12 protein-coding genes are annotated in these 23,046 nt (G+C 67.8%); 3 read left to right on the top strand and 9 right to left on the bottom strand.

The genetic code is table 11. The annotated features are described in order from the left end of the window. Positions 1–141: 141 nt before the first annotated feature. The 5 genes from drmB to ACFY16_RS02775 form a co-directional block, all read right to left on the bottom strand. Positions 142–2,007, bottom strand: a complete 1,866-nt coding sequence (drmB, locus tag ACFY16_RS02795; RefSeq protein WP_390645269.1) for a DrmB family protein — start codon at positions 2,005–2,007, stop codon at positions 142–144. Further along, on the bottom strand, positions 2,004–5,261 hold the full coding sequence (locus tag ACFY16_RS02790) for a helicase-related protein (RefSeq protein WP_390645268.1): 3,258 nt from the start codon (positions 5,259–5,261) through the stop codon (positions 2,004–2,006). Before ACFY16_RS02790 ends, drmB begins: the two co-directional genes overlap by 4 nt. Then, complete coding sequence (locus ACFY16_RS02785; protein ID WP_390645267.1) at positions 5,258–7,162, bottom strand: UvrD-helicase domain-containing protein; 1,905 nt, start codon at positions 7,160–7,162, stop codon at positions 5,258–5,260. The genes ACFY16_RS02790 and ACFY16_RS02785 overlap by 4 nt, the downstream gene beginning before the upstream one ends. Continuing rightward, positions 7,159–11,922, bottom strand: coding sequence for a DEAD/DEAH box helicase (locus tag ACFY16_RS02780; protein WP_390645266.1), 4,764 nt, complete (start codon positions 11,920–11,922; stop codon positions 7,159–7,161). The genes ACFY16_RS02785 and ACFY16_RS02780 overlap by 4 nt, the downstream gene beginning before the upstream one ends. Before the next feature lie 211 nt (positions 11,923–12,133). Then, positions 12,134–12,343 carry a hypothetical protein gene (locus ACFY16_RS02775; RefSeq protein WP_390645265.1) on the bottom strand — a complete coding sequence of 70 codons (210 nt, stop codon included), beginning with the start codon at positions 12,341–12,343 and terminating at the stop codon, positions 12,134–12,136. A gap of 730 nt (positions 12,344–13,073) precedes the next feature. On the opposite strand from ACFY16_RS02775, the gene ACFY16_RS02770 reads away from it, so the two are divergent. The 3 genes from ACFY16_RS02770 to ACFY16_RS02760 are packed head-to-tail and all read left to right on the top strand — an operon-like array spanning position 13,074 to position 17,098. Then, a complete protein-coding gene (locus ACFY16_RS02770) occupies positions 13,074–15,224 on the top strand; it encodes a helix-turn-helix domain-containing protein (protein WP_390645264.1) in 2,151 nt (716 codons plus the stop codon). Between the two features lie 3 nt (positions 15,225–15,227). Next, positions 15,228–16,223 (top strand): hypothetical protein, encoded by a 996-nt coding sequence (locus ACFY16_RS02765; RefSeq protein ID WP_390645263.1) that lies wholly within the window; start codon positions 15,228–15,230, stop codon positions 16,221–16,223. Beyond that, positions 16,220–17,098 (top strand): DUF6339 family protein, encoded by an 879-nt coding sequence (locus tag ACFY16_RS02760; RefSeq protein ID WP_390645262.1) that lies wholly within the window; start codon positions 16,220–16,222, stop codon positions 17,096–17,098. The genes ACFY16_RS02765 and ACFY16_RS02760 overlap by 4 nt, the downstream gene beginning before the upstream one ends. An 18-nt stretch (positions 17,099–17,116) precedes the next feature. On the opposite strand, the gene ACFY16_RS02755 is transcribed toward ACFY16_RS02760, so the two are convergent. The 4 genes from ACFY16_RS02755 to ACFY16_RS02740 all read right to left on the bottom strand — a co-directional run bounded on the left by ACFY16_RS02755 (position 17,117) and on the right by ACFY16_RS02740 (position 23,000). Further along, complete coding sequence (locus ACFY16_RS02755) at positions 17,117–18,487, bottom strand: DNA cytosine methyltransferase (RefSeq protein WP_390645261.1); 1,371 nt, start codon at positions 18,485–18,487, stop codon at positions 17,117–17,119. A gap of 11 nt (positions 18,488–18,498) precedes the next feature. Next, the gene (locus tag ACFY16_RS02750; RefSeq protein ID WP_390645260.1) at positions 18,499–19,494 is read right to left on the bottom strand and encodes a DNA cytosine methyltransferase; all 996 of its coding nucleotides are present in this window, start codon (positions 19,492–19,494) and stop codon (positions 18,499–18,501) included. A 125-nt stretch (positions 19,495–19,619) separates the two neighbouring features. Further along, positions 19,620–20,090, bottom strand: a complete 471-nt coding sequence (locus ACFY16_RS02745; protein WP_390645259.1) for a very short patch repair endonuclease — start codon at positions 20,088–20,090, stop codon at positions 19,620–19,622. Between the two features lie 12 nt (positions 20,091–20,102). Next, positions 20,103–23,000, bottom strand: a complete 2,898-nt coding sequence (locus tag ACFY16_RS02740; RefSeq protein ID WP_390646081.1) for a Z1 domain-containing protein — start codon at positions 22,998–23,000, stop codon at positions 20,103–20,105. Positions 23,001–23,046 lie beyond the last annotated feature (46 nt).

Raw genomic sequence — 23,046 nt, 5'->3', positions numbered from 1 at the left:
TCATGGAGTGCCATGGATCTGGGACGGCTATGGCGGAGACTTGAACCGGAGCGTCACCTACAGTGCCAGTCCCCGCCCCTACCGAGGCATCCGTCCTGCAAGACCGCCGATCTGTGTCGGCGTTCCCCTGGGGGCCGGAAGCTAGTGGGCCAGTATGTTCGCGAAGAAGCCCAGGTGAGGATCTTCCGGGGTGCCGACGAGCAGCGCGCGGTCGAGCAGGATGTTGTTGTGCTCGCAGCTCGTCTCCGGGAGCATCACGCAGGCGTGGCAGGCGGCGAGGTTGGTGCCGTCGGTTCCGGAGGCCTCGGACTCGACGCAGAGTGGGTCGGCGGAGCACCAGGAGGCCCGACGGATCGCGGAGCGGATGGTGCCCGCCAGTCGTTCGGGTTCGCCCTGTGCGACCAGACCACCGAGGCTGCCCGCCGAGTCGCTCGTCGCGGTGTAGATGAGCAGGCCCGCCATTTCCTCGTCGGCGTAGAGGCGTTCGCGGAGGGCTGCGGCAGGGTATCCGGCGTCCAGGCTCCACTCGTTGATCAGGACGTGGGCCAGGGTGTGCAGCAGCACCATGCGGGGCGTGGCGGGTGACGGCTGCACCTGGGTGGGGTCGGAGGCCCGCTGCTCCATCACATGCTGGTGGGCGCGATGCATGCGCTCGGCGCGTGCCGTCACGGCGGTGAGCTTCTCCCAGGCGGCGATAGGGCTCTCGGCCAGCCGGAGGAAGACGCCTTCGCCGCGTACCTCCATGGCGGGCAGCCAGTTCAGCCGGGCCGAGGAGAGCGCAGCCTCGTCCGCCTCGGTGGTCGAGTCGGGGTCGGTGAGGCGGGTGAACGCCTTGAGAGCGCGGACCTCGCGGAGCTTCTTTACCAGCATGGGTCCGGTGACGCCGAGACCGTCGAGGGCGGCCGGGTCGCCGAGCGGCGTCTCGCAGATGAACTGCTCTTTACGGGAGCGCTCGCGCTCGTCGTTGCCGGCTCGGAGCCGTTCGTACTCCTTGTTGCGCAGGGCGCGGTAGCGGTGGTCGAAGGTGGAGGCCTTGTCGCTGTCGGCGTCCTCCTCCTGCTCGGCGGCAAGGAGTTCCATCACCTCGTCGAGAGGGACGGGGCATTCCCCACCGAAGGCGAACTTCAGGCACATCTCGACGTCGGCCCGGCTGCTCAACTTCCGCAACTGGTCCCAGTACGGGGTGAGGGGATCGGCACGACCGTCGCTCCACGGCGGAATGGAGAGCGCCGACTTCAGCACAGGCTGCCAGACCGCGGAGGAACCGCGCTGGAGCGTGCGCGGGGTGAGGCCGCAGGAATCGGCGGGCACGGAGGTGCCGAGCCAGGGACGGGTGCCGCGACAGCGCAGGCCGAGATCCTTGAGGGCGCTCCTGCGGAAGGAGCCCTCCATCGACACCTCGGGCACGCTGCCGCAACTGCAGGAGACGCGGATCGACCGGAGCGAGGAACTGCGGCCGGAGGCACGCAGCGTGAGCGTGCCGCCGCACGATCCGGCGGTCGACGTCCCGCGCCCTGCGCCACGGTGGACCCAGTGCCAGTAGGGGAACTCGTCCAGGTGCCCGGCCTCGCATGCGATGACGAAGCGGGAGGGGACCAGGTCCGCCTCGCACGTTCCACAGACGCTCTTGCCGGGCGGTGGGTTGAAGTCGCGGTGGCGACGCAGTTCGTTGCACTCGGGGCAGGAGTGCATCAGAGGGAAGCGGCGGACACGGAGGCCGTCCTTGCTGGAGTCGTCGGAGGCGGGCGGCAGCCGGAAGTGCTCGACGTCCAGGACGCGGGCGAGCCGACGCTCGTAGACGCGCGGCGCCTCGTCCGCGTTCCAGTGCTCGTCGGCGCCGTCCAGCCCGGAGACGACGAAGGACTCGTGGTCGACGGCGATCAGCGCCCCGACACCGTACGTGGTGATCGCTTGGGCGCGACGGACCGCGCCGCGACGCGGAAGGCTGCGGGCGGGGGCGGAGCCTTCCGCGCCGGAGCGGCGGCGGCGCGCGGGGGGCGGGGTCATCGGGTTGCCTCCATGAACAGGGCGGACTCGGCGTCGACGTCGCGCAGACTCCACAGGGTGGGCCAGGCCTCGCGATCCTCGGCCTCGTCGTCGTAAGACTTCAGGAGAGAAGGGCTGCGTCTGCCCTTCTTCGGTTCGAAGAGCAGGCCGCTGTGCAGGTCCGCTTCGTAGAGCCACTTGTCCACGAACTCGTCGAAGGCTCGGGACACCGCCTCGGTCTCCTCGGGGGTGACCGCGTGGACGCGTTCGAGGAGGACCGGCTTGATGTCCTCACGGATCAGGTGTTCGTAGGACTCCACCTGGCCCGCTGCCTCGTTCGGGCGGGCTGCCGGGATCAGGATCCGGGTCAGCGCGACGATCACCGCGTGCAGGCCGCGTTCGCGGGCCCGGGCGGAGAACGGGGTGACGGAGGTGGACTCGACCTCGCGGTACAGGGCGGAGTGGAAGTGAAGGAAGTTCTCGTAGTGTGAACGGTCCCGGGGGCGGGTCGCGTTGAGCATGACGGCGACCAGGCCCGGGTGGGCACGACCGACGCGGCTGGTGGCCTGGATGTACTCGGCGGTGGTCTGCGGCTGGCCCATCACGGCCATCAGACCGAGCCGGTCCACGTCGACACCGACCGCGATCATGTTGGTCGCGAGCAGCACGTCCACGGTGTCTGGGTCGGGCAGCTTCTTCTCGATGCCCTTGAGGCGGGCCGGGATGTCGCTGGCGTCGACGCGGCTGGTCAGCTCCGAGTAGTTGGCGGTGGCGCGGACGGTGGTCTCCTCACGTGCGGCGAGAAGCTCCAGATATGCCACCACGTCGTCGTGGACCTGCAGTTCGGCGGCCGACAGCAGCCGAAGGCTGTTGAAGTAACCGACCAGGCTCCAGTAGGCGTCCCGCACCTCGTCCAAGGTCTCCGCCTGCTGCGCCCGGTGCAGCAGAGTCGCGTACGTGCGGATCAGGAGGGTCGACTGGCTGGTGCCGGGGGCGAGGAGGCCCACGTAACGACGGCTGGCCTTTTCCGCGCGCGGGGTCTCCACGGCGAACCAGGAGTCCCGTGCGTCCAGGCCGGCGGGCGGGAACTGACGGACCTCACGGTCGAAGAGGCTGCGGCCCTGGTCGGCGGCACGCCGGATGGTCGCCGTCGAAGCGATCACCTTGGGGCGCCCGGCGAGCTCGTCGACGGCGGTCTCGTAGAGGCCGGTGAGCGTGCCCAACGGGCCGGAGATCAGGTGGAGTTCGTCTTGGATGATCAACTCGGGCGGCGGCGTACAATCCTTCGGATTGTCCCGGTTGAAGAGAGCGGCCGTGGCCGGACGCCACGGCATGGAGGCGAACTTGTCGACGGTGGCGATGACCAGCGTCGGCCGTGCGTCGTAGACCGCCTCGTCGATCAGGTGGACGGGCAGGCCGCGGGCGAAGTCGCAGTCCGCACCCGGGCAGCGGACGTGCATGCGCTTCGCTGCCTCGTCGACCTCGTAGGCGCGGGCGTCGAGGCGGGTGCCGCACCAGGGGCAGGTGTGCAACTGGACCGGGTTCTCGGTGGCGAAGCGCTTGTCGAGGTCCTTGTGGAGCTCGGCCAACCGGCCGGCCGCTTCCTCCAGGGTGTTGGGCGTGGCGGAGCGGCCGACCCACATGCCGAGGGAGAAGGGCTCCTTGCCCAGCTCCGACTCGTTGTCGCGACGCATCCGTTCCATGGCGCAGAGCAGGATCGCGGCCCGCTCGAACTGCTGGAGGGTGAGCAGCCGCAGGGTGTACCGCATCAGGACGGTGACCCCGCCGCCGTTCACTCCGAGGCGCATCCGGCGCAGGAAGGAGGTGAGTGCGATCAGGCCGAGGTACGCCTCGGTCTTACCACCACCGGTGGGGAACCACAGCAGGTCGGAGACGTCCCGGTCGCGGTGTTCCGGGTTGTCGATGCCGGCCAGGCAGAGCAGGACGAAGGCGATCTGGAACGGACGCCAGTACGCCTTGGACGTCTCCGGGGATCCGACGCGACCACCCTTCACCCAGGCGCTGCGCGCCCGCTGCTCGGCCATGGCCAGGTTGGCGAGACGGAAGGCCCGCATCAGGTCGGGCTTGGTGCGCAGAAGGCCGATGCCCTCACGGATGCGTTCCAGAGCCTCGCGACAGGCACGGATCTGGGCCTCTGCGGCCTTGGCGTACGCCGGATCCAGGTCTTCGCTCTCGACCTTCTTACGGTCGATCCAGCTCTCGTAGCCCGCGGCGAGTGCCTCCAGCGCGGCCAGGACCTCGCTGTCGGGACGCTTGGCCAGGCCGACCATGGACAGGGCGGAACTGTCGATCTCCGGGTTGGAGTCGGTGAGCAGTACCTCCACGGTGGGTACGAACTCGCTCCGTACCTCGGGCACACCGGCGTGAGGTGTGGAGTCCGCTACTCCTATTGGCGACGGAGCCCAGTCCCACTCGGCGGCGCAGCCGTGTCCGACGGCGAACGTCGGGGCGTGCCGGTGGAGCAGTCGGCTGGTGGCGACCTCGGGATCGTGCGCGACCTCGGGAGCGGGACGTTCCACAAAGGCACTGGAGCCGTTCGCCGCACGGACGACGAGCCCGCACTGGAACAGCGAGAACGCGTCCTGCAGCTCCCGCTCGCCGATCTTGTGGGTGTTGACCAGGGTCACCGTGACGGTCACCGTGCCCGTGGTCCTGTCGAGGCGGCGGACGTTGACCCGCAGCCCGGCCCCATCCGTCAGTTCGAATCGCAGGTCAGGGGCGGGGGTGGTCACGTCGACCGTGGTGTCGGGCAGTGCGAGCTCCTCGCGCCGCCAGTGTTCCTGCTGGTCGGAGGTGGTGCGAGCCTCGGCACGACGGGCCGGTACGGGGTTGCCGTCGGCATCGGTGGGTCGGTAGGCGGCGGCCCGCGCGGAGACGACGACGGCGCCGCTTATGGTCGGTTTGACCGCAAAGGTGAGCCCCATGGAGGAGGGTCGACGGGATCCGGCGGCGCCGACCTCCTGCGCGGTCCCGGACTCCTCCAGGTTGTCGCGTGTACGCAAGGGCTCGCTGTCCGTACCATCCTGCTCGCGCTCGTCGTCGGCCATCCGCTGCTTGGCGTTGTCGTCCACCGGCCTCGGATAGAGGACGCCGGTCAGGTAGCGGTCGATGGGGGCGTCCTGGGTGAGGACCTCCGCGCGGTCCTCCGGCGCCGCGTCCGGGGCGGGGCCGAGGAGTTCGCGGCGGAGGCCCACCAACAGTTCCTCGTCCCGGACCCGGTAGTGCTCGGCGTGCCGGTTCTCCGTGTCGCTCATGCGCGCTGCTCCTCGTCGTCGTTCGCCCGTCGGTACCTTCCGATACCGGTGATCCGGGGCGCGATCCACACACCCCGGTCACCGAGGCTGGCGTTGGCGCCGGCGGCGGTGCTGCCCGCGACGGACTCCAGGGTGTCCACCCGCAGCCCGTGGATCTTGTCAGGCCACCAGGGGTCCCACGTGCGGCTCACCTTCTGCACCTGGAACAGTTCCTGCCGGAACCGCTCCGATGCCTCGCCGATCTCCCGTCCGTTGTGCAGCAGGACGTACGGCGGGCTCTGCCACTCGCCGAGCGGCAGGTCGTGGCGTCTGCGCAGTACTACCTCATGACCCGGGGCGACGTGCTCCAAGAGGTAGGCCTGCGTCGCTACGGCGTCGGTCTCGTGGCCGGGAGGGTTGTCCGCGCACACGTCGCCGGACTCGCCGATGATTCCCTTCCGTTCGTACGACTTCCAACCGCCGAGGAACCGGCGGCCGTTCTTTCTGCCTCCGGCCCGCTTGAAGATCGGCAGCTCGGGCGGGTTCGCGTGGTACAGGTCCTGGCGGGCCCGGGTCATGGCCACGTACAGGGCGCGGACCTCGGCCGGCAGGTCGAGCTCCTCCTTGAACTGCTTGCGCAGCTCGGCGGTCGTCGGCGGGGCGAGGACGATCACCCGGTCGAACTCCAGCCCCTTGGAGCGGTGCACCGTGGAGACGACGATCCGTTCCCTCTCCGGGATGGCCAGCTCATCGGGGAAGCGGCCGTCGGCGACCAGACGGCGCAGCAGGTCGAGGTCGAGGACACCACGTCCGGGCCCCCGGGCCGCCCGGCGCAGCACGGCCCACGCCGTGTCCGGGTCCGGCTCGTACGGCAGGGGTATCTCCGCGAGCAGCGAGCGGAACCGATCCTCTGAGAGCGTGACGGACTCGGTGCGGCGCAGCAGCTCGGCCACCCAGTACGGCACCGGACGGTCCTCCAGAGGGCGCCGTAGCCGGTGCTCCACGCCGTGTTCGTGAAGCAGCTCCGAGACGACGAGGGCCTGCCGGTTGTCGCGGGCGAGGATCGCGCAGGTGTCGGGGAAGATGCGCAGTCCGTCGAGCGTGAACGGGTCGGTGAGGTCGCCCATGCCGTTCACCGGGGTGAGGAGCAGATCGCGCAGCTCCTCGTAGAGAGCCGTGGCTTCGTCGGCATCGGTGACGTTCTGCAGGAGAGGCCCGTGTCCCAGCGCGATCCGGGCTTCCGGGGTGGCCGCCCGGAAGTTCCCGGTGAGGCGGAGCTCGACGAGGTCGTCCGGGTACGAGGCGCGCAGCCAGTCGAAGAACCGATTGGTCTCGTCGGCACGTTCGGCCAGGTCCGCGATCTGGAAGCCGTAGACGGACTGCGCGGCATCCCCGACCACGGTGAAGCCGCAGCTCTCTTGATACCGGTCGAGCAGCGCCTCCACGAGGTCCCGACGGGCGCCCAGCAGGTCCTGCACCTCGTCGATGACCACATGCGAGGGAGGTACGGCATCACCGGCGTCCAGAGCCCCCTTGTCGACCGCACGGGCAGCGGCCTCGATCCGTTCCACGAAGGAGGCCGCGCCCCAGTCGGTGTCCGGGTACGCCTGCCGCAACAGCCCGTACGCCCAGGCGTCGAAGGTCTGCGCCCGCACTCGACGCGCACACTCCCCGTGCCTGGCGATTCGCTGCCGCAGCTCCCGGGCCGCCGCCCGGGAGAAAGTGAGCACCAGGATGTCGGACGCCTCCAGCGCCTCTTCGGGATCCTCGTGCCCGCACAGCGCGTCTAGCCGCCGCACCAGCGTGTGCGTCTTGCCGGCCCCCGCACCGGCGGTCACCAGGACGCGGGCGTCCCAGGGCTGCTCGACAACGGCCCGCTGCTCGTCGGTGAGCGGGGGGCTGTCGAGGTAGGCGTCGGTCACTTGCTGCTCCACAGGTGCTCGAACTGGGTGAAGGCGAGCTTGGTGTCGAAGTTTTCGATGTTGTCGCTGACGTTCAGGATCAGGCAGCTGTCCTTGCCGCCGTTCCGGGGGCCGCGCAGACCACGGCCGATCATCTGCTGGTACACGTTGGTGCTGTAGACCGGCCTGGCCACCACCACAGCGCGGGTGGCGGGAGCGTCGAACCCCTGGGTGAGGACACCGTAGTTGGTAAGCACACGGATGTGACCGTTTCGGAAGTTCTCGATGCGGTTGCGACGGTCCTGGGTGCTGGTGGTCGAGTCCACGGCGGCTGATCGGACACCGCGATCGTTGAGCATGGCCGCCAGATACTTGGCATGGTCCACGGAGGTCGCGAACAACAACGTCGGCCCTTCCTCGGCAATTTCGAGCACCGAGTCGACAATGCGACGGCTGCGCTCGTGGTCGTCCGCCAGTCGTTGCTCGGCCGAGCGGGAGAGCACCGTCATCCGGTCGGCGTAGGTCTTCTCGTCCCGGGTCAGCTCGATCCGGCCACCCTCCAGGGTGCGGTGTTCGACCTGGGCGAGCATGCCCCACTCCTGGAGGTCTCGGTACGGATCACCGGACGGGAAGACGCCCTCGTCGAGGCGTCGGTTGCCGAAGCGGCTGACCAGGCGACGCGTCTCCTCCTCGTTGGTGTTGCGGAACGGGGTCGCGGTCAGGCCGAGCAGGTGACGCTCGGTCTCGTACTGGGTGAGGCCCAACTGGCCCAGGATCTGGGTGTACCGCTTGGAGATGGCGGTGTGCGCCTCGTCCACGATCACCAGCGCGGCCTGGCGCAGCCATGCGTACTGATCGGTGTCCAGGCACCGCTCCAGCTTGGCGTCGATGGCGACGACCAGGTGCGGGTGGTCGACGACGTCTCCGACCTCGTTGCTGTTCCACAGTCGGCTGATCGTGAGAGGGCTCTGGGGGCCGACCTTGTTCCACACGAACTTCCAGCTCTGAACGGCCTGTTCGCACAGTTCCTCGGTCTGCGCGATCCACAGCAGCGGACCCTTGAGGTCTCCGACGCGCTTGATCCAGCGGATCACGGCCTCGGCGGTGACCCGGGTCTTGCCCGCTCCGGTGGGCAGCGAGAGCATGCCGCGCTGTGGGGCCAGTCGGTCGAGCATGGTGGAGATGTTGCGGCACAGGTCCTCCTGGTAGCCGTGGAGGATCGGAAAGTCCCGAGGACCTTCGACGGTCTCGGCGACGGGCGGGGACGGGTTCCTTGAACCGGCGAACGAACCGGGCAGCCTGAGATCCGAGACGAAGGCGATGGCCGCCGACGAACCCGTGTAACCGACCGGCGCGTTCGGGAACCGTGCCTGGATGTCCCGGGCGTGCTGATGGAGCACGCCGTCGCCATGCGCGTTGAACGCCATCTGCGCGATCCGGTGACCGGACGGCTCCACGCCGCCGGTCGCCTGCAGCTCGGCCTCCATCAACCCTTCGGGAAGCCCGGCGCGCAGCGCGTCCGCGCCGATCAGCAGCTCGATCTTGGAGACCACGTCCTCGGCCTCGCGTACCGCCTTCTGCGCGGCCTGCATCGCACTGTCCCGTGCCATGCGGTCCTGGTGCTCCAGCACCGCCCGGCAGCCGGCCGGTCCCAGCCCGAGCCCGAGTTCGTGGTCGATCAGGAGCAGCATCTGATCGGGGTCCAGCGGGACGCGGACCTTGACGACGTCACCCTGACGGGCGGCCTTCAACGGCGTGGCCCGCGTGCCGTTAGGCGTGCGGGTGATCTCGTCCAGCTCCGTGCAGCGCTGCACCAGACTGTTCCGGTTCCCGCTGTTCAGGCGTTGACGCAGGCCTGGGTACAGCTCGACGAGCGGCACCGCGTCGCCCTCGGCCACTTCGCGGGTCTCCCGGCTGATCACGTCCTTGTAGCGAAGCATCCCCCACTTCTCGACCATCAGCTCGACGTCCTCGGCGGTCGGCACGAGCAGCGCGGGCAACTGCTCGGCACGGAGCGCCCGGTATTCGGCGGCATTGGCGGCGAGGGTGATCTCGTCGTCGGGGCGGGTGCCCCAGGTGTCGCCGATCCGGCAACGGGTCAGGGAGTCCTCGGGGAAGTCCGCTTCGAACCGCGTCAGCATCACGTAGGTAGCGCCGACGAAGGTGTCGTCCTCACTGCGGGACACCTCGTCGAGGAGCATGATCCATCGGTTGGAAGGCACCTCGTCGACGGTGGCGGGCAGGCGCAGCTTGCGAGCCTTCTCGGGGGAGAGGTCGGCGACCGGCAGTACGTCGCGGTAGGCGGTGAGCTGGGGGCCGACGGCTTCCTTGAGCGGCTTGATCCCCTGGGAGGTGGCGACCATGCCGTACTTCTGCAGCATCCAGCGGATCGGCGACATGACAGCCTGCCGGGTGTTGGTCTGCGCACCGACCTGACGGGTCCAGTTGTCCACCACGGCGTCGTCCGGGAGCATCCTCAGGAAGGCAGCGCGGGACTCCTCGGATAGCGCGCGGAAAAGGTGGAGCGGGCCGCCGATCGCGGCTCCCTCGACCTTCATGCGGTTCAGTGTGGGACGGGGAGCCTGGCTGTTCAGGCCGCGTAGGTAGGCGGCGTGGACGGCCTCCCGGTACTCCTCGAACCAGGCCTCGTCGGTCGTGGGCTGTATGCCGGCGGTAGGCCGCTCCCGCAGGCCGATCTGGGAAAAGAAAGGCGTGTCGTCGGAGTGGAACGTCATATCGACGGCGACGCTCCGGTCGCGCTTGGCGTCGACGACGACGCCCGGCAGCATGCAGTCCTCGATCGGTCGGAACCGCCGGTCGGCGGTCCGCACGCGCAGCGTCGAGCGCGGCGCGGGCACCCGCTCCAGGACCTTGTGGGCGAGCCGCCGCACCCCGGCCTGGCGGAACAGCTCCCAGAACCGTTGCCAGTCGGATTCCTTGTAGTGATCGAAGCCTTGGTCGAGAACGCTGATGAACCGCCCCTCGACGTCGGCCTCCCGGATGCCCAGGACGTTGAGCGCATGTGCCAGCGACGGGTCCTGAGCGAGCGCATCGACCGCATACACCATGGACTCGCGCAGCCCGCCCTGGTCGGCGCGGCGGAACACCTTGCCGGCCACAGGGGCGACCAAGCCGTGCTCCTCGGTGAGCACGATGTGCGCCTTGCGAGCCTCATCGGCGTACGGGGAACGGGATTCGACCATGTCCGCGAGAATCCTGATCGCCACCGCTGACGTTTCGGCGGTACCGTTCGCGACCAGGGCCTCCAGCCATTCGCGTACGTCGGCTCGCCCATGCCCTGCCGCAGCGAGAACGTGCTCGACCTTGCCTGAGCGCAGAGAGTCCGCTTCGACGCTCGGATGCAGCCAGTTCGACGGTCGCCCAGGGCACTCGTGCCACATCCGCAGCCAGCCGGACAGTTTCTTCAGGTCCTTGTCGAGCCGTGGGTGGATGCGCAGATCCGAGGGTGAGCGCAGGACTCCGTCCTGGTCGGGAAGCGACGGGCGGTCCGCGGTGCGGGCCCAGATCTCTCGAGTCAGGAACTCGTCGGCCCAGCTGATCGCCTCCTTGACACGACCCGGCAGCAGCGGGAGGTAGGCGGCCGGGTCCGCGGAGGGAGCAAGAGAGGGGAGGGAGTCGACGACCAGCTTCGCCGCCACGCTGATCATCTCCTGGTTGAACGGTGAGGAGTCGAGCAAGTTCTGTCGGTCCTCGTTCGTCTTCCAGGCGCCGTTGAGGATGCCGCTGAGAGACATCTCGTACTTGGTCGGGAAGAAGGACCAGAACTTGCCACGACCGCGCGAGCGCGGGCTGAGGTACAAACCGCTCTCAGGATCCTTCTCCTGGGCGGGGACACCCCAGGCGAGTTCGAGTGAGAGCCGGCCGTGGAGTTCACCGGCGTCTGCGCGGGCAGCCGGGCCCGGCTCGTGGGTGATGGTGAACACACGCCATTTTTCGGTGGCGACCGCCTTCCCGGTCCGCTCTTCGATCACGGTGTGCAGATCGCCGGTCTGTTGGGCGGTCAGTGTCCGGCGGGCAACCGGCCGGGGACGGCGGTCCTCCAGCACGACCTTCGCGACATGCGGCGAGAAGAGTTGGAAGCTGGCGGGGAACTCGTCCCGGAGCTCTCCGTGGTCTTTGGCGCGACCACCGTGCATGTCCCGGCCCAGTCGATCACCGGCCTTCGGGAGCAGGGGCAGGCGAACCACGGTGGTAGCCCAGGTCAACAGCTCGTTCAGGACGGGGTCGCCGGCGCGCTCGGTCTGCATGTCGAGCGGGCGCGCCATCCGCAGCACGGGGGCGTCGAACTCCGGGCCGTACCGTGCCGTGACACCGGGCACTGCCTTGATCTGCTCGTACGACCAAGCGCGGTCGAATCCGAAACTTCCGCTGCGGCTGAAGAATTGGGGAGTGTCGGTCACCACGAGGACCGACTTTACGCCGACGCCGAATCGGCCGATCTGCCCTCCGCGCTTCTTCGACATGCTCATTCGGAGAATTGTTTCCGCACCTTCGGGAGTAACGGGGTTTCCCTCGTTTGCGCAATACAAATAGGTATCCGTGAGAACGGCATGGACGCGCCCGCCCGGCTCGTCGGCGATTTCATCGGCCGCATTCTGAACCAGCTCGAAAAGTTGGCGATCGCCATATCCGCCCTGGGTGATACGGCGCTCTCCATTGGCATGTTCTGCTACGAGGCCGGCATCCACGGCGTACGTCTGCAGGACGCGGTCGGACTGCTCGAGAACTGTTTGAACTACCGAAGAGGATGAAGGTCGCACTGCTTCTACACTCCTGGGGTGTCAGGGTTCGAGCGAAAGTGGAATCGGCGGGCCGGCTGCCAACTTCAGACAGCCGGCCCCCGTTGGTTGCGGTGCCGGATTGCGTCAGCGCGCCTTCACGATCCGGTCGATCCGGTTCCCGGTCGAAGGCGTTCTTGGTGGCGGTGACGGGTTCTGGAAGCCTGGAATTTCCCTGTTCCCGCAGGCAGTGTCAGCCCAGGTGAGGGAGGTCGTCCGGCAGATCCTGAACCAGCTTGGCCAACTCGGGGAACCTGTCGGAGAACTTCTCTTCGGAAAGGTCGTGCGCGTAAATAATCCCCGCCATGTCGGCCTTGCTCGCTGCCAGCTGAACACTCAATTCAAATCCGCTCAATTCCCGGAACGATTCCAAGTGGCAGCTATCACAGTCCTGCTCATCCATCGGGTTCCCCACCCCTGTCTCGTGTGGTCACACAGGGGTTGATTGACGTACAGGTCCCCCGTGGAGCGGTTGTTTGTCCTTACCGAAGATTCTTTTTCAGAGAAACACGCTAGCGGGTGAGGGTCCCCGGTCGTCACCCTTTTAGAGAAAACGTATCTGCGTGAGGTTGATGAAGTTGTCGACCGGCTTTGGACGCACCGGTCCCCTGTCGCTCGGAAGTAAATCCGAGCGGAGCTCTCCCCCGGCCGCCCGCTTCCCCCGGAGTTCGGGTTCCGCGAGCGAGACGGCTTCTGCGTCACCGTAGAAGCTAGGGCAGTTCAGTCTGGATCACAACCCCGAACTCCCGTACCGGTGAAGGGATTTGATGATTCCGCTTATTGAGCTGCTGTCCGGCCGGGGGAGTCGGTTGGAGGGCGGAGGATGTTGCGCGGGATCAAGTGGCGTCGCGGAGTGTGAGGTTGTGGTGCCGGTCGATGCAGGGTGATGTGGCCGTGGGTGCAGTGCGGAGTGAGGTCTGACTTTGTGTGGATCGTGGGCGGCGCCCGGGATGGGGCGTCGAAAGGGGAGGCGCCTCCAGAGGTGGGGTGAACGCCTAGATTTTGGACAAGTCGGACGAACGGTCGAAGTGCTCCGGCAATCGAGCCATGTTAATTGTTGGTTGACGGCTGAGCCTTCGTCAAATTAGCCTCATGGTCGACAACATGCGACCGAGGTCAGGAGCGGGTGGCTCGTGGAGACAGGTGAGGAGTTCGGGCCCTGGTTGGCCCGTCAACTCAAGCTCGCGGGAAAGACGCAGGCCGAGTTGGCGGAGGAGCTGGGGCTGACCCGAGCCGCCGTCTCTGCGTGGATCACCGGAAGGTCCACCCCGCGCCCGACCGTCATGGTGGACATTGCCAAGGCGCTCGGTACAGATGTGGGAACGGTTCACACCCGCACCACCGACACCCAGGCCGGCCTCCCGGTCACCTGGTACCACCGTCCCGGCTATCTCGATGGGGGCCGCGACCTGGGCAATGCCGCCGCATTCGCTTTCGACGCCGACGTGCAGGTCCTCGCCCGTGAGACCTGTCAGAACAGCCTCGACGAGCGACGGCGGAACGGCCGTCCGGTCAGGGTCCGTTACACGCTGCACGAGTTGACGGGTGAGGTGCTGGAGGACTTCCGCGACGCGATTCTCTGGAACGACCTCTTCCCGCACTACTCCGCTGTCTCGGAGAACGCCGGTAACCAGAAGGTCGGCCGGGTCGTGGACGCCGGAGTGCGCGACATGTATGAGAAGGGCCGTCTGATCCTGCTGCGGGTCGACGACTACAACGCCTCCGGACTCACCGGTGACGACTACACGGACGGCAAGTTCGCCGCAGTGGTCCGACGACAACTGGAGAGTCTCAAGTCCGATAGTGGTGCGGGTGGTTCCTACGGCCTGGGCAAGGCGACGCTGTGGGCCACCAGCGCGCTCGGGCTCGTTCTCATCAACTCCACTCTGTCCGAGTCCCACGAGGGGCGTACCGAGCGGCGGATGATCGGCCGTCTCGAACTGCCTTGGCGAGAGGTCGACGGCAAGCCGTACGCGGGGCCCGCCTGGTTCGGACGCCCCGATCCCGATTCGCCCGGCGCCGAGGTTGCTCGTTCCTGGTGGGCGGACGAGGAGACCGCGGCCCGTCTGCACCTGACCCGAGAGGGCGACGAACCCGGTACGTCCTTCCTCATCGTCGGCGCGCACGACGTGGCCATTCTCGACGAGAAGTCCTCCGACGCCGACGACGAGTCCGTGGATGTGCATGAGGAGGGCAACGAGGACACGCACGACATCCGCAGGATGCACCGCCGGCTGGTCAAGGCGCTTGGGCGTGACTTCTGGGCCGCGATGACCGGAGGGGGCGGCAGGTTGCCGCTTCTGGAGGCCTCGGTCCGCACCATGCGGAACGGCGACGTTGTCGTACCGGACGAGCAAGTGGATCCGTCCGCCGAGCAGCCCGCCCGGACCCGTGCCCTGCGGGCGTATTACGAGGGCACCACCGTGGAGCGGGTCACCGAAGCCGGACAGGTGGCAGCACGAAGCGTTCCACTGCGGCTGCCGCTCGCGGGAGGAACTCGGGGCACTCTTGGCACACACCAAGCGACGTTGTTGGTCACTGAGGCCACTGGTGACGCGGACGTACCGAAAAATCAGGTGCACTCGCTGCGTGGCAACCGTATGACTGTCAGGAAGGCAGGGGTCTCGAACCTGCCGCTCGGGACCAACCCTTTCCAGGCTGTTCTCCTCGTGGGCGAGGCCGCCGGCGATTCGGCCCCCTTCGCGAAGGAAGCCGAGGATTTCCTGCGTGCGGCGGAACCACCTGAGCACGATCGTTGGGGGCAGACGGAGGAGCTGACCCTGCGCTGGTCGCCCTCCGCGTACCGGCGGATCAACGCGCTGACCTACGAGGTCAACAGTGCGATCAGGGAACTTGTGGCACGACCGAAGCGCAGCAGCCGTGAGGGCGGTGAGGCCCTGCGCAAGGCGCTTACCGTGAAGAAGGCGAGGTCCAAGGTCAAGGCGCCCACCGGCCCCGTGGTTCCCGTGTTGACAGAACTCGATGCGACGATCGGTGACGACGGAGAGTGGCGGATCGCCGCCGAGGTCAGCATTCCACGGGGTGACGAGATCACCCCCATGGTGCCGGTCGCTCAGTTGGAGGTGCGCTCCGGGGGCCGCCCGAAGCTGGACTGGGCGGAACTCGTGGCCGTTGAGGGTTGTGATGTGGAGGACGGGATCCTGCGTTTCACACCCGGTGCACGCCGTGCGAAGTTCCGGGGCTCCACCGACGTCACCAGCCACACGGTCAGGACCGCGCTCACACGCCTCGTCCTCGAACTCCGCACGGGCAAGGGGGAGTAGCGCGTGAAGTCCTACCCGTACAAGCGTCCCAAGCAGCCGATCAGCGTCCGGGTGACCTCGGTCTCTCTCAAACTCGACGACGGTACACGCGACCAGCTGGAAACCACTGCGTACTCCACCCAGTTGCAGGCCGTCGCGCTCGGTATCGCGGGCCATTCCGACTGGGTGAGCGCCACGATCGGTCTCTCCGCGACGCTGCCGCCCGGGACGAATGCGTCAGATGCGGCCTGGTCCGATCTGCGCGTCCTCGCCGTGCTGACCGACGGCGAGACCAATGTCCGTACCTCCGTGGATCTCAAGCGGGACACGGAGAGCGGTCGGGAGTGGTCCGGCTTCCTGGAGGTGCTCCGGGACGATCACGTGGGGCGGGCCTCCCTCGCCGTGCACGCCGTCGCGACAGTGGACGGAATTGCCGGCCGGGCCATCGCGGAGACCGACCGGAGCTGGACGATCGACACGGTCTCCGACGAACCGGTCAACGGGCTCGAACTGGAGCTCCAGCGAACCTCGTTCAAGAAGAGCGCCCGGGAGTGGCTGCACGCTTATGCCGACGCGCCCTGGATCGTGGACACCTCGGCCAGGGTTCCCACCGTGTTCGTGAACACCGATGTCGAGGGCGTCATAGGGCTGCTGGACACCAACGGCTCCGGTATCGACAGCAGGGTTCGTGACCTCCTGGTCGCTCAGATGACCACCGACGCCTGGACCGCGGTTTTCCACGGCGCCATCGGTGATCTGGAGGTCGAACCTGGCAGCGGCCCGGTCTTCCCGACCGACTGGCAGGGAGAGGTCCTCCGGGAGATGCTCCCGGACGTGATCCCCGGCGTCCATGTGGAGGAAGCCCTGCGGCAGGTCCATCAGCGGCGCACCGGCGATTCGGGCTGGGTGGAGCTCCAGACCCGCATCCACTACGCGGCGGTCCGTCGTGCCGATGCCGCCAAGGCGGTCGGCTATGCCATCCGAGGTCTGGAACAGATGAACCGGGAGAGCGAGACGTGATCACCAAACCGAACCACGTACCGGAGCATCTCGCGCTGCTCGCCACGTCGGCCCTCGATCCGTTCCTCACGGAGGAACTGCTCAGCGGCGAGGAGGTGCACGGCGGCATCGAGCTGGCCAAGGTCGTCGAGGAACTTCCCGAGGACGACGCCAGGTGGTCGGTCGAGCCGATCCGGAGCCTGGTGGAAGACGCCATGTACGAGTTCCGGGAGGACCGCACCGGAGCCGACGCGTGGCTCGCGCCACGACTCCACGCCACGCTGCGCCTGACACGGCGAGAAGCGGCGGACAAACGTCTGTGGAACCACATCGGTCTGGCCGTAGCCCCTGACTACGTCGCTTGGCGCCACCTGTCGGAGCCCACGGCGAAGAGCCCGGGAAGACGTATCGCGGCAGAGCGCTTCCGGGGCCCGGCGGACCGACAGTGCTTCTCCCGCCTGTGGTGGGCGGCCGAACTCTTCCGGAACGGGCCGGACTACGAGCCGGTCGTGGCCGCCTGCGGAAACCAGGACCTCATCCACACCGTTCTGCGGATGGACCTGATCGACCATCGCCCCACGGCCCAGGCACTGGTTCGCCTTCTGCAGAACGGACTGGTGGCCAAGGGACGAGAGGTCGCCGGTCTCAGTGCCGCGATCAATGCGGCCGGAGCAACCTTGATCTACGACGTGCTCGCACCGGACGAGCCAAAGGAGCCTGCCCGCTTGCGCGACTGGATCGCGGAGGCGGGGTCGGCGCCACCGGTCGGGCGGCGCAGCCTCCCGGACGGGCCCGACGAGGATCCTGTCCCTGAGAAGTCTGTGGTCGCGCTCACCGATTACTTCGCGGAGTTGTTCGAGACGACACCGATCAGAGGCAGGAAGATCGCTGATTGACGGTGCCGGGTTCGCGCGCTACTTGACCGACGCCTTCTTGCTCTCGTCGTTCTTGCGCGGGTGCGGGATCGCGCGGGGCGGCGCCTGATCCTGGGACTCGGGGCACCTGGCGGTGCAGGCGTCGGAGGCTCCGCAGCCGTGGCTTCGCAGCTTGGCCCGCTGTTCCTCGGTGGCCGGTGTCCACGGCTCCACCAGGAGATCCTCGCCCGGCGAGGGAAGAGCCAGCGCGGCGCTCAGCAGGTGCGCGCCGAACAGGGGCGGCACGGCGTTGCCCACCTGCTGGGCCTGCGCCGTGCCTGACCACGGATAGCCCGGTGGGAAGCTCTGCAGCAGACCTGCCTCGTTCATGCTGAACCGCGCGCCCTCGTAGACGACGTTGTCGTCGAGGTGCTGGAAGACCACGAAGCGGGAGATGCGACCGGTGACGGTGAATGCGGGCTGCCGGTCGCTGCGAACACCACGCCTCCCGGAGACTCCGGAGCTGCCGTAGTTCGAGCGGACCAGGAAGGGACTGTCACGCCCGGGGCGCGTGCCCGCCGGGTCTGTGAGGACATCCCCCATAGACTTCCAGTGCTTCAGCTCCGCATCGCCGGCTTCCTGGGTGTCGGGCTCGGGCGCGGTGTCCTCGTCGAGGGTCGGTTGATGGGCTGGGCTCAGGGCTTGTTCGGTCCTCCGGTGCCATTTCTTCGGCTCGTAGGCCTGATGAGTCGCTCCCGGGAGGGAGGGCTCACCCAGCCCTTCACGTCGAGCGATCAGTACTGCGCGGGATCGCGTCTGCGGTACCCCGTAGGTCTCGGTGTCGAGCACGCCGACGACGACGTTGTACTTGGTGCCGTCGGGAAGGCCGGTCTCCTTCAATACCTTGGCGTAGTGCCTCCAGAGCGGGGCGACCGTGGGGACCTGTTCCAGGACGATGACGTCGTACGGGCGCCTCTCCCGGTTCGGGCTCTTGGTCGCTTGGATGGCGTACCGGAGCGGTTCGAGGACCATCGCGGTGCGAGGATCGGGAAGGGCCTTCAGCTCTTCGTCGATCTGCTCGTCAGGTTCGCCTGCCAGCAGCCGGTCGATGTACTTCTTGACCTCGTCCAAGGCTTTGCGTCCCGTGCCGTGCCCCGCCACGGAGTACGTCTGGCACGGGGGACCTCCGGCGAGCATGTTGATCTCCGGCGGCAGTGACTCGAAAGCCTCCCTGCGCACCGCGCTCACATCGGCGTGGAGGGTGTCCAGCCCGGCCGCGTAGCGTGTCAGACACGCGCTCCTGTCCCACTCGATGCCGAGACTCGGGATGTCGAGCGCGTGCGCGGCTACGTCCAACCCTCCGGGCCCTGCGAAGAGATCCAGGACAAAGGGCCTGTCGAGGATGGACTGGTGGGACGCCGTGCTGGTCATGTGGCGGAAGTCTAGCCGGCAACGGGGTCTGCCGGACCCCAACCCAGAGCTTCGGCGACGGCTCGCCCCAGCGCTTCTCCGACGGCCGGCGGTGTCGCGTGCCCGACCTGACGATACCGGGCGGTCTTGAGCCCGGAGATCTTCCATGACTCGGGGAAGCCCTGGAGCAGTGCCGCCTGTTCCGATGTGATTTTCACCATATTGTCTCTACCGAGCTCGGGGTCCCACACGAAATCCACGCCGGGGATCTCGTCGCCCACGGTGTGACCGTTGACGCCCATGGTCGCCCACGTCCGTTTGGCCCCCGTCGGCCCCAGGTCGGCGCCGCCTCGATTCTTCGATCCGCCGACCAGCGTCGGAGCCGGCCGATTCGCTTGGGCAGCCCAGCGGGCGGCGTCCCGCCAACCGCGTGAGGCCATGGACGGCAGCAAGATCTCGCCCACCGTCGTCGGCTGTTCCACCGTCGGCGCCGGCGGCCGAAACTCCTTGGCCCGCTGCCGCTCGACTGCTACCAGGACGCCCTGCTTGCGGTTCTGTGGTACGCCGAAGTCGACGGCATTCACGATGAACCAACTGAACTCGTATCCTAGGTGGGCCAGTTCGGCACGAGCGAAGTCACGGAACTGCTGATAGTCGTCCGAGTGGGCGAGCCCGGGAACGTTCTCGATGAGTACCGCACGAGGCCTGATCGCATGGACGAGATAGATCGTGGCCTTCAACAGCCGCTCCTCCACAAGCGAATCCGTGCGCCCGACGGTCGCGCTCGACTTCACGCGCGGCAGGCCGGCCGAGAGGAGATCCACGTCGTAGCTCTCCGGATACTCGCTCGGGTCGAAGTCCAGCAAGTCGGTGTGCAGTACGTTCCACTGCGGTCGGTTGGCCTGCAGGGTTCGGCAGGAATCGGCGTCCTCGTCCAGAAGCAGTCGCGGCTCGAATCCCGCCTGCTCAAGCCCGAGGGCGAGCCCACCCGCCCCGGAGCACACATCCACGAACGTCAGTCCGCTCACTTCTTCTTCCCCCTCGTTCGTTCTGTCCGACGCCGCTCCACAGCCGCCCCCACCCGTACGGCCACTTCCTCGGGAGCTTCATGCTCCCAGAACCGAAGCACCGTCCGGCCTTCCGCTGCTCACCCTCAGCTCTTCCGGCGAACTTGTTCCAGCGCCCTCTGTTTCCGCCGGTCCCGACCCTGCTTCTCCTGGTCCACCACTGCATGTACCGTCGCCGCCACCTCTTCCGCCGGCATGTGCTCCCAGAACCGCAGCACCGTCCACCCCGCCGCGAGCAGATGCTCGGTCGTCTCCCGGTCGCGGGCCATGTTCCGGTCCAGCTTGTGGCGCCACCAGTCCGCGTTGGCCTTCGGCTGAGTGGCGTGCTGGGGGCAGCCGTGCCAGAAGCAGCCGTCGATGAGGACCGCGACCTTGGCCCGGGGGAACGCCACGTCGATCCGCCGCCGAGGCATGCCCGGCACGGGGTATTCCACGCGATAACGCATCCCGGCCGCGTGCAGCAGCCGTCGTACGGCCAGCTCGACCCCCGTGTTCTTGCTCAGCTGCTTGCTCATGCGGGACGAGACGCCGGGAGAGGAAGGCGTCATGCTGTTCATTGTCGTCGAGCCTCACGAACGCATGTCGTCACGGTCGATGATCGCCACTTCCGCCCTGGTCGAGTCGATCGCACGGAACCGCACCAAGGGACGGTCGCTCTGAGCCGTCGACGGCGGGGCGACGAAGGCGAAGGCCATCACGAGGTCACGCGGATCGGCCGAACCGTCGGACGCGATCCGGGGTTCCGATTCCACCACGGGATAGAGCACCAGCGCACCCCGACGCGGACGGACGTTCTGCTCGACGGTCGCGTTTCCGGTCAGGTTCGTGACTCCCGCCAGGCGCATCGCCGCTGCGACGTGCTTGGGGTCGCGGATCGCGCCGAACAGGGGCCCTCGGCGCCTCTTACGGCGGGCGAGGGAGAAGGGGCCGTGCCCCAGAATGCGCGCCTCGTTTCGGCGGGCCTGCATCGGAGCGATCACGAACCAGTCGTCGATCGTGCCCGGATCCCGCCCGGCGCCCAGCAGGAACTCCAGGTGGGGCGAGAACTGCTCCGGGGTGGACCAGCGCAGGTCGCACAGCACCATGAGCAGGTCCTGGTGCGACACCGTGCCCACCCGCGCGTCGTACTGCGGGCTGCCGTCCACACAGAGCGAGACAGGATCATGCGACAGAGCTCCGAGGATCGGCGCCCAGCACTCCGTGTTGTGACGCAGGGCGTCAGGTTCCTCGGGGTAGGCCGTGGGCTCCTCCCAGACGCCCGGCGACCGTACCTCCACCAACTCCGCGTTGAACATCTTGTTCCGGGCCGACGGCTTCACCCACGGCAGATGCTGGGCTACCAGCGGTGGGATCTGCGCGGGTGTGACCTGGGGGCGGCCGTCCACCAGCGGGGCGTAGCGGGCCAGCTCCTCACGGAAGACTTCCTCGTCGCGGCAGATCGCCTCGAAGGCCTCGTAGAGATCGACCGTCTTGGCGGTGCGGCCGCGGCCAAGAGATTCCTCGCGGCCGATGTAGAGGCGGACGAGGTCCCGGTAACCGGGGCGGAAGCCGAACCAGCGGCCCATCTGCATCAGGGTGTCGGCCTGCTGGGTCGTGCGGCGGTAGTAGGTGATCGTCAGGCCTTCGACGGTGAAGCCGCGGGAGAGCTTGGTGCCGCCGACGAGGATCTTCCAGACGTTCGGGGTGCGGTCGAAGTCCAGGTCGGGCTGGGCGTAGTCGCGTTCGCTGTCGCCGTTGACGACGATCACGGGGGAGCCGCCGGTGTTGATGAGCTGGCGGCAGCGGGAGACGTACGGCTTGAGGTCGGCGTAGGTCGTCGGGGCGGGCAGCGACTCGTCCGCGTACGTGTGGAAGTCCTTCTCGAAGAGGGACGCGAGACGGGCGTGGCCCTCCGGGCCGGTGTACCCGGAGTGGTGCCACATGGTGCTGATACGCAGGGCCAGCGCGGTGTGCTCGGCCATCCGGACGGATTCGTGGACCAACATGGTGTGGTGGCGAAACGGGCCGTCGGGCACGCCGTGGGCGGCCCGGTAGAGCTTGAGGGCGCCGGTCAGGACGAAGGCGTCCATCGCTTCCTGGAGGCGGTCGCCCGTGGAGTCGTAGATGCCGCGGACGTGGGTCGCCTCGGCCAAGCCCTTCGTGGCCTCGTCCTCGTCGTCCGGTACGGCATCCAGGTCGTGGAAGTCCTGGACGCCCATGTAGCCGGCCGGGCGGGGGAGGGAGATCAGGAAGTCGCGAGGGAAGATGTCCTCCTCGTCACCCGGATCGACGAAGACGTTGGCGAAGGGGGTCGCGGTGTAGCCGACGTACTGGGCGCGGGGGAGGAGCTTGAGGAGCTGGCTGATCTGGCCGTTGATCGCGGTACGGGTGACGGTGCCCTCCTCCCACTTCTTCGGGTCGGTCGTGTTGACCGAGGCCTGGTCGGACTCGTCGTCGATGATCAGGGCGGGTATCTCGCCGAGGATCGGGCCGATCTTCTTGAGGTCCTTGACCAGTTTGGCCAGGACCGACTTGTTCTTCTTCACGACCATGACGCGGGCGCGGGCCGCATGCAGGTTCGCCGGGTCGTACAGGGAGCGCGTGCGGTCCGGCTTCTCGAACTCCAGGGCGCTGATGCCACGTTCCAGGGACATGTAGTCGCGGTCGCGGGAGGTCAGACGCTCGATGTCGAAGGCGCCGAGCACGGAGGGGCGGGCACCGAACGAGACGAACTTCGCGGGCCAGTCCTCGTCGTCCTGGTAGTCGATGTCGACCAGGGCGTCCGGGTCGTTCGGGTCGGCGGCGCCCAGGATGTTCTCCTGGCCGATCAGTTCCATGTCGAGGCGGCGCTGGGTCTGGCCGCGCAGCAGGTTCAGGGTGCCGCCCAGGACGATGACGAGGCGGTAGCCCGCGTCGATGGCCTTGGCGGTGACGCCGGTGAAGTTGGCGGTCTTGCCGGACTGTACGTAACCGACGACGAGTCCGCGCGCGCCGTAGGGGTCGTCGCGGGTGGGGTCGGCAAGCCGCTCCACGACGGCATGGGCGGCCTCGTCCAGGCTGGAGACCGCCGCGTCGCTCCAGCCCTTGCGGCGCAGCAGGCGCTCGTACGACGCCCAGTAGAAGGAGCGGTTCGCCGCCTGTTCCCTGGTGTACCAGGGCTGGAACTCGCGGCTGATGGTGACAGGACCCGGTTCTTTGTGGACCGGGACGGCTGCGTCGAGCGCTTTGCGCAGGTCCGCGCCGAACGCGAGCTTGTCGTAGACCTCGGCGCGGCGCTCCGGGGTGCGAGGCGCGGTGGCCGACCATGCGGGGGACTGTTCGAAGTCCCATGCGGTGAGTTTGCGGCGCCAGAGGGAGAGCAGCTCGTCGCCGGGGCCCGCGGTCAGGATGCGATCGCGGAAGTGGGGCAGGTCCGTGTCGGCCGGTTCGTCGGTGTCGGCGAGGACGAAGGCCAGTTTGGCGAAGTGCTTGGGGCCACGTCGGCTCATCGCGTCGAGGACCTCGCCGTGGAGATCGACGAGGTGGTCGGGAGCG

The organism is Streptomyces sp. NPDC001315, from assembly GCF_042896175.1.
GTDB lineage: Bacteria > Actinomycetota > Actinomycetes > Streptomycetales > Streptomycetaceae > Streptomyces.
This window is presented reverse-complemented; position numbering and strand designations above follow the sequence as displayed.